The sequence below is a fragment of the Pseudomonas sp. SWRI81 genome (genome assembly GCF_014268545.1).
GTDB lineage: Bacteria > Pseudomonadota > Gammaproteobacteria > Pseudomonadales > Pseudomonadaceae > Aquipseudomonas > Aquipseudomonas hamedanensis.
Genome location: NZ_JABWQS010000048.1, coordinates 1 through 13,374, shown reverse-complemented (window position 1 = coordinate 13,374; position 13,374 = coordinate 1). Strand labels below are relative to the sequence as shown.

11 protein-coding genes are annotated in these 13,374 nt (G+C 60.8%); 1 reads left to right on the top strand and 10 read right to left on the bottom strand.

Features of this window, described 5'->3' with window-relative positions:
• Window positions 1-3: 3 nt before the first annotated feature.
• From HU765_RS23035 to HU765_RS22990, 10 genes are read right to left on the bottom strand one after another with little or no spacing between them, the layout of a single operon-like run.
• On the bottom strand, window positions 4-1,140 hold the full coding sequence (locus HU765_RS23035) for a glycosyltransferase (RefSeq protein ID WP_186623186.1): 1,137 nt from the start codon (window positions 1,138-1,140) through the stop codon (window positions 4-6).
• Window positions 1,133-2,101, bottom strand: a complete 969-nt coding sequence (locus HU765_RS23030; RefSeq protein ID WP_186623185.1) for a glycosyltransferase — start codon at window positions 2,099-2,101, stop codon at window positions 1,133-1,135. The genes HU765_RS23035 and HU765_RS23030 overlap by 8 nt, the downstream gene beginning before the upstream one ends.
• Window positions 2,098-3,465 (bottom strand): O-antigen ligase family protein, encoded by a 1,368-nt coding sequence (locus HU765_RS23025; RefSeq protein WP_186623184.1) that lies wholly within the window; start codon window positions 3,463-3,465, stop codon window positions 2,098-2,100. The genes HU765_RS23030 and HU765_RS23025 overlap by 4 nt, the downstream gene beginning before the upstream one ends.
• Window positions 3,462-4,553 carry a glycosyltransferase family 4 protein gene (locus tag HU765_RS23020; RefSeq protein WP_186623175.1) on the bottom strand — a complete coding sequence of 364 codons (1,092 nt, stop codon included), beginning with the start codon at window positions 4,551-4,553 and terminating at the stop codon, window positions 3,462-3,464. Before HU765_RS23020 ends, HU765_RS23025 begins: the two co-directional genes overlap by 4 nt.
• The gene (locus HU765_RS23015) at window positions 4,550-6,142 is read right to left on the bottom strand and encodes a lipopolysaccharide biosynthesis protein (protein WP_186623173.1); all 1,593 of its coding nucleotides are present in this window, start codon (window positions 6,140-6,142) and stop codon (window positions 4,550-4,552) included. The genes HU765_RS23020 and HU765_RS23015 overlap by 4 nt, the downstream gene beginning before the upstream one ends.
• Window positions 6,143-6,158: 16 nt before the next feature.
• Window positions 6,159-7,181 (bottom strand): polysaccharide biosynthesis/export family protein, encoded by a 1,023-nt coding sequence (locus tag HU765_RS23010; RefSeq protein ID WP_186551982.1) that lies wholly within the window; start codon window positions 7,179-7,181, stop codon window positions 6,159-6,161.
• 21 nt (window positions 7,182-7,202) lie between these two features.
• On the bottom strand, window positions 7,203-7,850 hold the full coding sequence (locus HU765_RS23005) for a CpsD/CapB family tyrosine-protein kinase (RefSeq protein ID WP_186551981.1): 648 nt from the start codon (window positions 7,848-7,850) through the stop codon (window positions 7,203-7,205).
• A complete protein-coding gene (locus tag HU765_RS23000) occupies window positions 7,850-8,596 on the bottom strand; it encodes a sugar transferase (protein ID WP_186551980.1) in 747 nt (248 codons plus the stop codon). The genes HU765_RS23005 and HU765_RS23000 overlap by 1 nt, the downstream gene beginning before the upstream one ends.
• A gap of 14 nt (window positions 8,597-8,610) precedes the next feature.
• Window positions 8,611-9,645, bottom strand: coding sequence for an NAD-dependent epimerase (locus HU765_RS22995; RefSeq protein ID WP_186623171.1), 1,035 nt, complete (start codon window positions 9,643-9,645; stop codon window positions 8,611-8,613).
• Window positions 9,642-10,994 carry a UDP-glucose/GDP-mannose dehydrogenase family protein gene (locus HU765_RS22990; RefSeq protein WP_186551978.1) on the bottom strand — a complete coding sequence of 451 codons (1,353 nt, stop codon included), beginning with the start codon at window positions 10,992-10,994 and terminating at the stop codon, window positions 9,642-9,644. The genes HU765_RS22995 and HU765_RS22990 overlap by 4 nt, the downstream gene beginning before the upstream one ends.
• Before the next feature lie 389 nt (window positions 10,995-11,383).
• On the opposite strand from HU765_RS22990, the gene HU765_RS22985 reads away from it, so the two are divergent.
• Complete coding sequence (locus tag HU765_RS22985) at window positions 11,384-13,081, top strand: sulfatase-like hydrolase/transferase (RefSeq protein WP_186623169.1); 1,698 nt, start codon at window positions 11,384-11,386, stop codon at window positions 13,079-13,081.
• Window positions 13,082-13,374: the final 293 nt, after the last annotated feature.

Genomic DNA, 13,374 nt, shown 5'->3' with positions numbered 1-13,374 from the left:
CTCTCAACGATTCTGGTCGGGATTCCATTGTGCGTACCGCTGCCCGCGCAGGAACTGCCACAGGCCCGCGCTCATGCCGGCCAGTGTCACCAGCAGGAATGCCGCGAGGCGAAACGGTTTGGGCAAACGGTGTTGCGAATCCAGCAGGCCGGCGATGGCAATCGAGTAACCGGTCAATTGCCCGATAAGGCTCAAGCGATAAAAACCGTGCTCGTTCCACAGCCAGAAATTGCTCAACAGCAGCGGCAGCAGGAGTATCGGCGCCAGTCGACGGATCAGTTTGTGGCTGATCAACGCGATCGAATACAGGCCGTGCTTGAATGGATTGAGCAATTCACTGCGTTGCGCCAGGCTCTGCAGGCCACCGACCGTGACCCGCTGGCGGCGACGCCACTGCTTGTCCGCTTCGTCGACGCCCTGGTCGATCACCTGGGCCTGGGGCACGTAGACGATGCGTTTGTGCGCCACCGGCGCGCAGGTACTGATAAAGAAATCGTCGTTGACCTCGGCCGGCACGTTCTGGAACAACTCGCGGCGCAAGGCGAGCAGGGCGCCATCGGCGGAGACCATGCAGCCGGTGCGATTCTCGACCCGGCGCAACCAGCCTTCGTAATGCCGATAGAGGCTGTCGCCGATGCTCAGGCCGCCACCGGTGACCGGGATCACCATGTGCCCGGCGCAGGCCCCGACCTGCGGATCGCTCAACGGCGCGAGCAAGTGGCCGAGGGTGTCGCGCGACCATTGGTTGTCGGCATCGGTGAAGACCAGAATGTCCCCGGTGCTCACAGCGACGCCGGCATTCAGCGTGGCGGCTTTGCCCTGGCGCGGCAGGTCGAGCACAGTAATGCGCGGGTCGACGATCTTGTGCGCGCAGGCCACGGTCTCATCGGTCGAACCGTCACTGGCAAGAATGATTTGCAGTGCGGCCGCTTGATAATCCTGGGCAAGCAGCGTGCGCAACTTGTGCTCGATGTGTCGTGCCTCGTTGTGCGCGGCGATGACGATGCTGACATTCAGCGGCGGCGCCGGGTCATGTCGCCAGGCCGGGAACAGCGGCGCCAGCAAAGTCAGCAGCAGCGGATAGCCGATGTAGGCATACATCGGCAGCAACAGGCACAGGCAAAAAATGAGTTCAGCCACGGGCAGGCCTCCTGGCGTTCCAATGACACAGACCGAGCATCAATGCCGCGCTGGCCAGGTGCAGACGCACCCAGTGCAGGCCCCAAAGTTGCAGCGTCAGGCTGACGTTATGCTGGCGAATGCTTTGCCGCACGCTGAGCAACAGACTCGGCAGCAGGCCCAGCATCAGCAGCATCAATGCCTGATGGGCGTAGCCCGTGAGCAACGCAAGGATGGCCAGCGCATCGAGCAACCACACCAGCACTGACAGCAGCGGAAAACGCAGCAGACGCAGGCTCATACCGTGGGTGCGCAGCAATTGCAGGTGACTGCCCTGACGCCACAGTTCCTTGCCGACCCATTCGCGCCAAGTCATTTCATAACCCCAGTGCAGGGCGATGCTTCGGTTGACCGACAGCAGGCGGGCGCCGTGTTTGTGCAGACGCAGGGTGTATTCCTTGTCCTCACCGGTGCGCAGGGTTTCGTTGAAACCACCGACCTCGTCGAACCAGCGCCTGCGCATCAACAGGTTGGCGCTGGGCAGCCATTGCACGCTACGGCTGACGTTGCGCGATGGCCGCAGGTTGCGTCGCTGCCAGGCGCTGGCGTACCACGGGGCGGCGGCGGGGGTGTGCAGGTCGAGGCCGAACACATCGCCCTGAGCCTCCCTCTCAAGCGCGAACAAAGCGAGCAGCCAGTCCTCGGGCATTTCGATATCGGCATCGATGAAGGCCAGCCATTCGTGGCTGGCAATCGCTGCGCCGCGATTGCGCAAAGCGCCGATCAGCAGGCCGGGCAGCACCAGCACCCGAGCGCCGAATGCGCGGGCAATCTGTGGTCCGTCGTCCGTGGACCCGTTGTCGACGACGATCAATTCACAGTCCATGTCGGCGGCGTTCGCGGCTTTGCGAGCGGCCAGCAGGGTGCGGCCGATGTGCCGCGCCTCGTTGTACATCGGAATGACAATGCTGATCTGGCTCATGCCCTGGCCTCCGTCAGCGCTGCCTGCTCGGCTTTCAGGCGCAGCACCCAGGTCAGCGCAAGCATGATCCACAGGTACTTCAGGTTCGGCGCGCTGAGGAACATCAGGAACAGCGTCAATGAGAGAAAACTCATTCCTAGATGGGTAATCAAATCCGCCTGCTGCCATTCGCGCCGCTGCAACCACGCGCTTCGTGCGCGGATCAGGTTGAAGAAGCCCTGTCCAAGCAGGCCAACAAACAGCAGCCCGGCGGGAATACCCAGTTCGCTGAAAATCTCCAGGTAGGTGTTATGGGCCCGGCGATACAGATCGCCGATCTTGCGGTTGGCCGAAAACGCCTTGGCATAACCGGTGGTTGCGTAGTGCAAAGGGAAGGTGCCGGGGCCGGAGCCGAGCAGCGGATGCTCGCTGATGATCTGGCTGCCGACGACAATGTACGAGGCGCGACGGCCGAGGGATTCGTCCTGGGCCTTGGCGCCGGCGCTCAAGATACTCAGCGACTGAATGCGGGCCAGATAACCGGCCGGCATTGCGTAGATCGCCAGGGGAAGGATGATCGCCGCACCGAGCATGGCGAAGCCGAAATGCCGGGGGCGGATGTGGGTGAGCTGCTGACGGTAATGCCAGACACCGATGGCCAGACTCAAGGCCAGTACCACCAGCCCTGAGCGCGACTCGGTTTTGGTCATGCCGCCGAGCAACAACAGGCAGCAGCCCGCCCAAAACAAACGGTGCAGCAGGTTCGGGCTGCGAATCACCAGCAGCAGGCCTAGCGGCACGGCGAAGGCGATCAGCAGGGCAAACGCGTTGGGGTCTTCGAGCAGGCCGGCGGCGCGGCCCTTGTCCTGGAATCGGCTGGAAAACATCGCCATTGCGCAGGTCGCGCTGACGCTGAGAGTGACCAGTCGGGCGAACAGATCCAGATTCAATTCACGACCGACCAGCAGGGTGATCACGAACAGGATCAGGCCCACGCTCAGCTCACGCAGATGCGTTTGCGACATGCCCAGGTTGTCGCTGGCGAGCAGGCTCAGCAGGTACAGGGCCATGAAGCCGATCAGGTAGCGCCACAGATTGCTGCGCAGACGCTGCGATGGAATCTGGTGCAGTGCCAGTTGCAGCGCCAGAATCAGGGCCAGCGAAACACCGATCAATTTGCTCCCGGAAAACGCAGTGTCTTTGAAGAACCCTTCAAACGGCACCAGTGCGGCAATGCCCAACAGGCCCCACGACGGTTTGCGATAGAGCACCGTGAAACCCAGCAGCCCCAGCACCGCCCCCGGGGCCAGGAACGGATAAGGACTGACCAGCAAAGCCAGACAGACCAGTGCCAGCAGACTGACGATCGAGAGCGGGAAAATCATGCGCGTGCCTCCCGTGCCGTGTGGATGTACAGCTGCGACCAGCGTTCGGCCAAAGCCTTGAGGTCGTAGCGCTCCTGTTGTGTGCGTCTGGCGTTGTCGCGCAACTGCGCAGCCAGCTTCGGTTCGGCCAGCAAGGTGTCGAGCTGGCGGGCGAGGGCGGTGGTGTCGTTCGGCGCCGCGAGCAGGCCGTTGTGGCGGTCCTGCAAGACGTCGGGAATGCCACCGACCGCGAACGCCACCACCGGCACACCGGCCTGCATCGCTTCGAGCAAAATCATCGGTGTGCCCTCGGTGCGCGAGCTGATCACCAGCGCATCAAGTTGCTGCCACCAGCCTTGCATCGCGGTCTGATAGCCGGGCAAGCGAATCCGCTCCTGTAAGCCGGCAGCGTCGATGCGCGCCTGCAACGCCTCACGTTCCGGGCCGTCACCGAGCATCACCGCGTCCAGTTGCGGGTGCTGGTGACACAGGGCAATCAGCGCATCGAGAAACAGATCCGGGCCTTTTTCGCTGCTCAACCGACCGACGTAACCGGCCAGCCAGCGTTGCCGGTCTGCCGCCGGCTGGAGGGCCGGCGCTGTTGGCAAACCGTTGGGAATGACCTGCAACTTCTCCGCCCGCACGCTGGCCTTAAGGTGCAGCGTGGCAATGCTCTGCGCCACGCAGACCACTCGCTTGACTGACGCCGTGCGGCACAGTTGCAGGCTCAACCAGGTGTAAAACTTCTGCTTGCGACTGCGCGGAGTGAAACCGTGCTGGGTGATTACCAGCGGCAGGCGCAACAGCGTTGCGCCGATCCAGCCAAACAACAGCCCTTTGAAGTTGTGTGTGTTGAGCAACGGCCGATCACCACGGCGCCGATGCAAATGCCGCAGCAGTCGACCAAGCCCGGCACAGCCGCGAGCGTCCACCCCGGCGTTGCGAAAGCGCTCGATCAATTCTGCCGGGGCGTCGAGAAACAGCACTTGGTGCTGCCCCGACGTCGCCAGGCAATGATCCAGCAACATCCGCTCGGCCCCGTAGAAGCCGCCGCTGCTGAGCAAATGAATGATCGGCAGCGCGGCGCACGGGGTGGACGCGGCGTTCAATTGCGCACCCAGTGAACCAGGCGTGGCATGGTCCAGTGTTTATGCGGATTGCCAATCTGCGGCGTTTCTTCGTTGAGCACCAACAGTACCGGCAGGCCCAGTTCATGGCTGATTTGCGCCGGATGCTTGAAGCGGTGATCGAAGAACTCACGCACATAAACGAAGGCAATTGCCAGCAACAGTCCAGTGAACAGCCCGAACGGAATGATCAGCAGCGGTTTGGGAAAAGCCGCGGCGGTCGGTTCAAACGGTGGACTCAGTACACGAGCATTGGACAAGTCATTGTCCAGCGCGCGCGTCGTGCTGCTTTCAGCGAAGCGTTGTGCATAGGTCGAAAACGCTGCGTGCAACGCGCCGATTTCGGTGTCCATCTGGCGCAGCTTGCTCTGGGTTTGCTGCAATTGATGGATGCGATTCTTGAACTCGGCAATGCGCGCGGTTTTCTGCTCGATGACCTGGCTGACCACCGACAGGTCGATCGTGCGTTCCTGGATGCGGTTATTGACCACCTTGAGGAACTGCTGGCGTGTGCGCGCGATTTGCTCGCGGGCCAGCAACATCGGTTCGCTGCCCGGCTGGAATACCGCCAGGTCGTTCATGTAGCGGCTGACCTGCGTGGTCAGTTGCTCGCCCATCTGGCGGATCTCGCGGTCCTCGAACGCGATGTTGTCCACCGTAGTGGTGAAGGTAAACGGAAAGGTGTAGTCATTGAGTTTGTTGGTGTTGGCGGCGGCCAGGCTGGATTTCAGGTAATCGAGCCAGCGCTGGCTTTGCAGCAAGCGATCGCGATACAGATTGAGTGCCTGCTCTTCGGTGTTGATCGCATTGAGGCGAAAGGTGATTTCCTCTTTCGGATCGGACGAACCGACCTTTTCCAACAGGCTCAGCCGCGCGCCCTCCAGACCATCGAGTCGCACCTGATATTGATGCTTCTTGGTCTCGTAGAACGACTGCGGCAGCTCGATCGATTGCAACGCCTGACGATCAACCAGATAGTTTTGTAGCAATGCGGCGACAAACGCCGTGCCTTGAACAGGATCAGGGAAGCTGTAGACGATCGAGATGACATTGGAACCCGGCAGGGTTTCGATCTTCAGATTGTCGATCGCGTCCTGGGTCAAGCCGTCCAGTGCCGTGTCACGCACAGGATCGGTTTCCATGCCCAGCGCATCACGCAACGGATTGATCACATATTCGCGCAGTGGCGTGCTGACGTAACGCTTGAACGGTTCGCCGGCCAGCTTGCTGAGCAACCCCGGTGGCGGGTTGTACTGACCGTTGTCACGCAGTTCGCTGACGGTCTGGCGAATCAGCGCCGGCGAACGGAGGATATTGCTTTCGGTTTCCATGTCCGCCAGCGATGGCGGAATGAACGTGGCGTTGTCCTGGGTCAGCGAGGTCGTCGCATCGCCCTGAGAGAGTTTTTTCGACTGCACGATCACCTGCGCAGTGATATCGAAGCTCTGTTTGAGCAGCAACGGCAGGAGCAGGGCGATCACTGCAAAGGTCAGGAAGATGCGCTTCACCGTTTGCTTGTTGGCGAAGAAAATCCTGAAGAACTCATGCAGGTAATTTTCTTTTGGGTTCATGTCGTTCACCTGAGAGTCAGTTGTCACTGCCTTTGTTGTCGACGCGGTAGCCGAAGCTGAAACCGACGCCCTGGAACAGCACCACATCCGCTAGTTGCCGGGCGAGTTCGCCGGCGCTGGCAAGTTTGGTTTTTGGTACGTAGAGCATGTCGTCCGGCTGCAGATAGGCGATCTGTGGCGCCTCGCCGGACAAGGCTTTTTCGACGTCGTAGTTCATTGCCTGCACCTGATTGCCGTTGCGCCGCATGATCACCACCGAATCGAGGCGCGCCTTGACGTTGGTGCCGCGCGCCAGCGTCAGCGCCTCAAGCACCGACACTGGTCGGCGGATCGGGTACGAACCTGGTTGAGCGACTTCGCCGAGCACATAGATCTCGTTGCCGGCGGTGGACTTGAGCAGCACGTCCACGGTCATCCGTCCCGGCAGTTGCGCGTATCGCTGATTGAGGAAGGTTTCCAGTTGATTGACGGTCATGCCTTGCAGCGGCACGGCGCCGATTTCCGGAAAACTCGCGTAGCCGTCGGTGCCGACAGTGATTTCGCGGCTCATGCCGGTGGCCGGGTGGTTCAACGCGCTTTTGAGGTTCTGCTCGTTGCTCAGCGGGCTGAGGATCTGCACCGAGAGCTGATTGCGATTGGGCTGGAACAGCTGCTTGCGCTGATAGGCGCGCTGGATTTCCTGACGGGCCTCTTCGCTGGTCAGGCCGGCGATTTTCACTGAGGTGTTGGCGCCCGGCAGTTCGATGGTGCCGTCGGGCAGCACCAGTTGCGTGCCATTGAGCTGGCTGGCGGCGGTGAAATTCAGGCCGATCTGGTCGCCCGACTGCACGCGGTAAGCGTCCGAGCCGCTGGTGCTGATATGGAAAATCACATCCAGCACGTCTTTCGGGCGCAGGGTCTGTTCGACCTTCGGCATGTCAGTCGCCTGGGCGTTGGCCGGTGCGGCGGTGAGGATATTCACCGGCATGTTGCGGGTCTCGGAAGTGCTGGAGCAGCCTGCAAGCGGCAGCAACAGCAGGACAAGCATTCTGGCGTTCATGGCGTCATCCTTTGCGTTTGCTTACAGGTTTTTGTAAAGCCATTTGGGCATGTAGTACTTGCGCCGGTTGAACACGCTGCCGACCACTTTTGCGCCGGCCTGAGTCAGGCGTTGCACGGCGGCCTGGGCGACTTCCCAGCGGGTATCTTCGGCGCGCACGACAAACACCACGCCGTCGACCTGAGTGCTGATGACCAGCGTGTCGGCGGCGGAGTACACCGCGTCGCCGTCGATCACCACGAAGCGGTAGCGGCTGCCCAATTGGTCGAGCAACGGGCTCAGGCGTTCGGCAGTCAGGTGCTCCAGGGTGCGGATCGGCCGGCCGTTGGGCAGCACGTGGAAGGGCAGGCTCGACACCTGCACCACGCAGTCCTGCAACAGCGGCGGGTTGTCCGGGTTGAACAACAGGTCGCGCAGGCCGCGCTCCTTGCCAAGGTTCATCTGCTGGGTGAGGTTGTTGGCCGACTGGCTGGCGTCGACCAGCAGCACCTGGCCGCTGCTCATTTGTGCCAGTTGACTGGCCAGGGCCAGGGCGCTGGTGGTGGTGCCCGCGCCGGGATTGGCAGCGGTCAGGAACAGGATCCGCAGATCGAGGTCCAGCACGGTCGAGGTCAGGTTCGATTCGCTGGGGCTGGCGATGCTCAGGCTGTTATTGGTTGAACCGTCCATTAGCTTGCTCCGTGGCCGCTGAATACTTTGAAGGGGGTTTTCAACAGAATCTTCAGATCAAGCAGAAGGCTCTGCTCGGCGATGTAGCTGAGGTCCAACTCAACGCGCTGGTCGAAGTCGATGTTGCTGCGCCCGGAGATCTGCCACAGGCCTGTCATGCCGGGGTAGATCGCCAGACGCGCGAGGTGATTGTCCTTGTAGCGGTAGGCGTTGAACGAGGTCGGGCGAGGGCCGACCAGACGCATGTCACCGGTGACCACGTTGATCAGGTTGGGCAGCTCATCGAGGCTGGTGCGCCTTAAGAAATGGCCGATGCCGGTGATACGCGGGTCCTTGTCGATCTTGAAATCGATGGCGTCCGCCCCGTGTTTATTCAGGTGGCGCAGCGATTCCTTGAGTTCTTCGGCGTTGCAGACCATGGTGCGGAACTTGAACATGCCGAACTTGCGGCCGCGATAGCCGGTGCGTTTCTGCACAAACAGCACCGGCCCCGGGCTGGTGTGCTTGATGATCAATGCCAGGCCCAGCAGCAGCGGCGAGGACAGCAGCAGAATCACCAGCGCGCCGAGGCAGGCCACCACCCGATTGGTCCGCGACAGTTGCCATGGACGGCCGCCATCGCGGCCGCTTAACCAGCCGCGACCCTGGCGATGAATCGCTGCGTCGAGGCGCATGCGATGTTCGGGGTCGACTCGCTTGTCGCGGCGCATCTCTTGGATCGGTACACCTTTCTCATGTCCAGTCATGGCGTCCTCCGCATTCATTCAGCCGCAAGCGGCGCGCGGGCAGTGGGGTAGTAGTCGCGGAACCAGGCTATGAAACGACCCAGCCCCTCATCCAGTTCAATCCGGGGCTGGAATCCGGTGGCCTGGGCCAGGTCGCTGGCCTCGGCGCAGGTGTTGAGCACGTCGCCCGGTTGCAGCGGCAGCAGCTCGACAATGGCTTTCTGAGCGAGATGTTTTTCCATCAGCGCGAGGTAGGTTTTCAGCGCGACCGGCTGCTGTCCGCCAATGTTGAACAGGCGCCACGGCGCCATGCTGCTGGCCGGGTCGGGCTGCTCGCGATCCCATTGCGGATTGGCTTGCGGTGCCTGATCGATGAGGCGCGCGATGCTTTCGATGATGTCGTCGATGTAGGTGAAATCGCGCTGGTGCTCGCCGTAATTGAACAGCTTCAGCGGCTCGCCTTCGCTGATCGCCCGGGCGAACTGGATTGGCGACATGTCGGGCCGGCCCCATGGCCCGTACACGGTGAAGAAGCGCAGGCCGGTGCAGGGAATGCCGAAAAGATAGCTGTAGCTGTGCGCCATCAGCTCATTGGCTTTCTTGGTCGCGGCGTACAGCGACAGCGGATGGTTGACGCCATCCTTTACCGAATAGGGCGTGTGTTGGTTGGCGCCGTACACCGAACTCGACGAGGCGTAGATCAGGTGTTCGACCGGGTGATGCCGGCAGCTCTCAAGGATGTTCAGAAAACCGTTGAGGTTGCTGTCCAGATACGCCCGTGGATTGTCCAGCGAATAACGCACCCCGGCCTGCGCGGCCAGATGGATCACCACTTGTGGTTGTTCGCGGGCAAACAGTGCGTCGATGGCTGTAGCGTGGGCCAGATCAACCGTGGCGAGCTGAAAGTCACCCACCTGTTCGCGCACCCATTGCACGCGGTCATGCTTGAGCTGCGGGTCGTAGTAGTGGTTGAAATTATCCAGGCCGACCACCGAATGCCCATCGCGCAGCAAACGCAGGACGCAATGGGCGCCAATGAAACCGGCTGCACCGGTCACCAGAATCTTCATGGCCGTACTCCTTCTGGAGCGATGTGACGCAGGCCGATGCCGCTGTAGTGCAGACCGGCGGCCGCCACTTGTTCCGGGTTGTAGAGGTTGCGACCGTCGATGATCACCTTGGAACGGAGCTTCTCGGCGAGCAGTGCGAAATCCACCACGCGAAAGTTCTTCCATTCGGTGCAGATCACCAGCGCGTCGGCATCTTCGAGGGTGTCATCGCGGGTCGCGCACAGATGCAAGTCGTTGCGATAGCCATAGAGGCGCCGGCATTCGGACATCGCTTCCGGATCGTAGGCTTGCACGCTGGCACCTTCGGCCCACAACGCATCCATCAGATACCGGCTGGGGGCTTCGCGCATGTCATCGGTGTTGGGTTTGAAGGCCAGGCCCCAGACCGCGATGGATTTGCCGGCCAGGCCTTGCGGGAACTGCGCTTGCAGCTTGCTGAAGAGAATGTGCCGCTGACGGTCATTGACGTCGGTGACGCTGCGCAGCAGTTTCAGCGGCATGCCGTTGTGTTCGGCGGTGTGCAGCAGCGCGCGCAGATCCTTGGGAAAGCACGAGCCACCGAAGCCACAGCCCGGATAGATGAAGTGATAGCCGATGCGCGGGTCGGAGCCGATGCCTTTGCGCACCGCTTCGATGTCGGCGCCCAGCAGTTCGGTGAGGTTGGCCAGCTCGTTCATGAAGCTGATGCGGGTGGCGAGCATCGCGTTGGCGGCGTACTTGGTCAGCTCGGCGCTGCGGTTGTCCATGAACATCAGTTTTTCGCGGTTGCGGCAGAACGGCGCGTACAGCTCGCTCAGCTGCTCGCGGGCTTCATCGTCACGGGTACCGATAATGATCCGGTCCGGGCGCATGCAGTCGGCAAGGGCGCTGCCTTCCTTGAGAAATTCCGGGTTCGAGACGACGCGCACCTGCAGCCCGGTTTTGCCGCGTTGCAGCAATTCGCTGTTGGCGGCGGCCAGGACTTGGTCGGCAGTACCCACCGGCACGGTGGATTTGATGATCAGCGTGCGATCGGCCTCCATCAGGCCGGCAATCTGCCGGGCCACGTTGAGCACATGGCTGAGGTCGGCAGAGCCATCTTCGTCCGCCGGGGTGCCGACGGCGATGAAAATCAGCTCGGCGTGGGCCACTGCATCGCTGGCCTGGGTACTGAACAACAGACGTCCGGCCTTGATGTTTTCTTCAAGCGTTGCCGACAGCCCCGGCTCACTGATAGGCGGCACTGCTTGTTGCAGTTGTTTGATTTTGTTCGGATCAATATCAATGCATAAAACCCGATGGCCGACATCGGCAAGTGCGGCGGCTTGTATAAGTCCGACATAGCCTGTGCCAAATACGCTCACGTCCATCTGCGCACCTCAATAAAGCCAGAAAAGTTAACTACGGAATGAGATTGTTAAAGGGGTATAGCGCAGGGTTTGAAAAGCATGTCAGCAAAATGACATGTTGCACCGGTATAACACTTAAGCGTTTTTTGGCGATTGGCTATCAAGTCATTGCTGCGATTGAGTTTGTTGTTTTTTTGCAGATTTGTTCAGATTTCATCTAAGCGACAAACGGTCGAAACCCGCGTAATTGAAGGCTTTCAGCGCGGCTGGTGTGTCATTTTTGAGTCATGGTTTTTTTGACGGTTTATCCGGCTATCAGTCAATTCTTGCGATTTAATGGCCGGGTGCTAGTGTCAGCTTCTGACTGACAAACCTTTGACTTCCCGCCTTTTCGCACCGCCGGTATCGACATGTTCAGATATGCCAAGGAACTGCTTTTAGTTATCTATCTGTTGCTTTATTCCGACTATTACCTGGATCGGTTAAATGCTATCGGGTGGGGTTTTAATGTACTTTTTTTTGGCGCGATGTTTTTGGCGCTTATCGTCGCGCTATACCTGACTGCCTATATACGACAGGCGTTCGTTCGACATGCATTCGCATTAACCCTGTTTGCTTCGGCGGTTTTTTTTGATGTTTATACACGGGTCACCGCGGATTACCTGAGGTACAGCGATTTTGTCTCGCTGGTCTATTCCGGTGGTTTTATTGAGGAAGCGGCGTACCAGTACCGGGGCGCGATCCTGCACGCCGTGCTCAATGGCTTGCTGTTGCTGTTTGGCATCGGGCTCAAGCCGCGGCGAGCGCTGGCCCTCCCCAACGTGTTGCGGGTCGCGGCGCCCGTTGTCGCTGTGTTGGCGCTCAGCGGGTTGCTGTTTCTACGCGCGGGTGAAGGCGCGCGCGGGCTGCCGGTCATGTACACGCCGCTGGCCTATCTGAACCTGTTCGCCTACGAGGCGCTGCATAACACGGTCGGCCCCCGGGAACCGGTGACGCTCGCGCGGACCGCGCCAGCCGTCGGCCACGACATCGTGCTGATCATCGACGAAAGCGTCTCTGGCAATTACCTGGACATCAACGCGCCGTTCGGCGTGCACAGCAACCTCAAGCAAGCGCCGGCCGGCGTCGAAATCTTCAACTATGGATACGCGGCGTCCATTGCCAATTGCAGCGCCGACACCAATGTCACCTTGCGCTACGGCGGCACCCGTGCCGACTACAGGCGCATCAACAGCACGCTGCCGTCGATCTGGCAGTACGCGAAAAAGGCCGGTTTGCGCACGGTGTACATCGACGCCCAGCGCACCGGGGGCAACCTGCAGAACCTGATGACCCAGAGCGAGAAAAACGACATCGACGAGTTCGTGCAATTCGACCAGACCCGCGTGCGCGACCGCGACATGGCGGCTGCGGCGAAGCTGATCGCGTTGCTCAAGGACGACCGTCCCGAGCTGGTGGTGATCAATAAGGTCGGTGCGCATTTTCCGGTGCATGACAAATACCCGGACGCCTTCATGGCCTATCGGCCGACGCTGCCACGCGGGCAGTTCAGCGAAGTCGCCGACACCGGCGAACGCACCGGTTTCAACGGTCAGCCGGACGACTGGGTGCTGTATCGCAACGCCTATAAGAACACGTTGCTGTGGAATGTCGGCGAGTTCTTCGCCCGGGTGTTTGCCGAGGGCACGCTGGACAATGCGCTGCTGATCTATACCTCCGACCACGGCCAGGACCTGCATGAGCGCGGCAACCCTGGCCTCAACACCCATTGCGGAGGTGATCCGGTGGAGGAGGAAGGGCTGGTGCCGCTGGTGGTGATTCAGGGCCGCGGGTTACAGGCGCCGGACTGGTCGGCGCATTTGGCGGCGAACAAGAACCGCTCCAGCCACTACAACATTTTCCCGACGCTGCTGCAGTTGATGGGCTACGACCTGGCGAATATCGAGGCGGTGTACGGCAAACCGCTGAGCATGCCGACGGCGGATGAATTCACCTTCAACTACCGGTTCAATGCGCGGTTGGGCGCCAGGCCTGAGTGGAAACATATTGATCTGGGAAGCATTGTCACGCCGCCGCGGGCGCCGGCGAGTGTGGCGGTTGGTCAGTAAGGTTCTGCGTTGAGGCGACTGGCCTCTTCGCTGGCAAGCCAGCTCCCACATTGTCCGCTGCTGACACAAAAATTTGTGGACAACCGCAATCCCTGTGGGAGCTGGCTTGCCAGCGAAAGGGCCATTACTGACACCGCCAATTTGGCGGCGAACAAGGACCGCTCCAGCCACTTCGCGCGGTTGGGCGCCAGGCCTGAGTGGAAACATATTGATCTTGGAAGCATTGTCACGCCGCCGCGGGCGCCGGCGAGTGTGGCGGTTGGTCAGTAAGGTTCTGCGTTGAGGCGACTGGC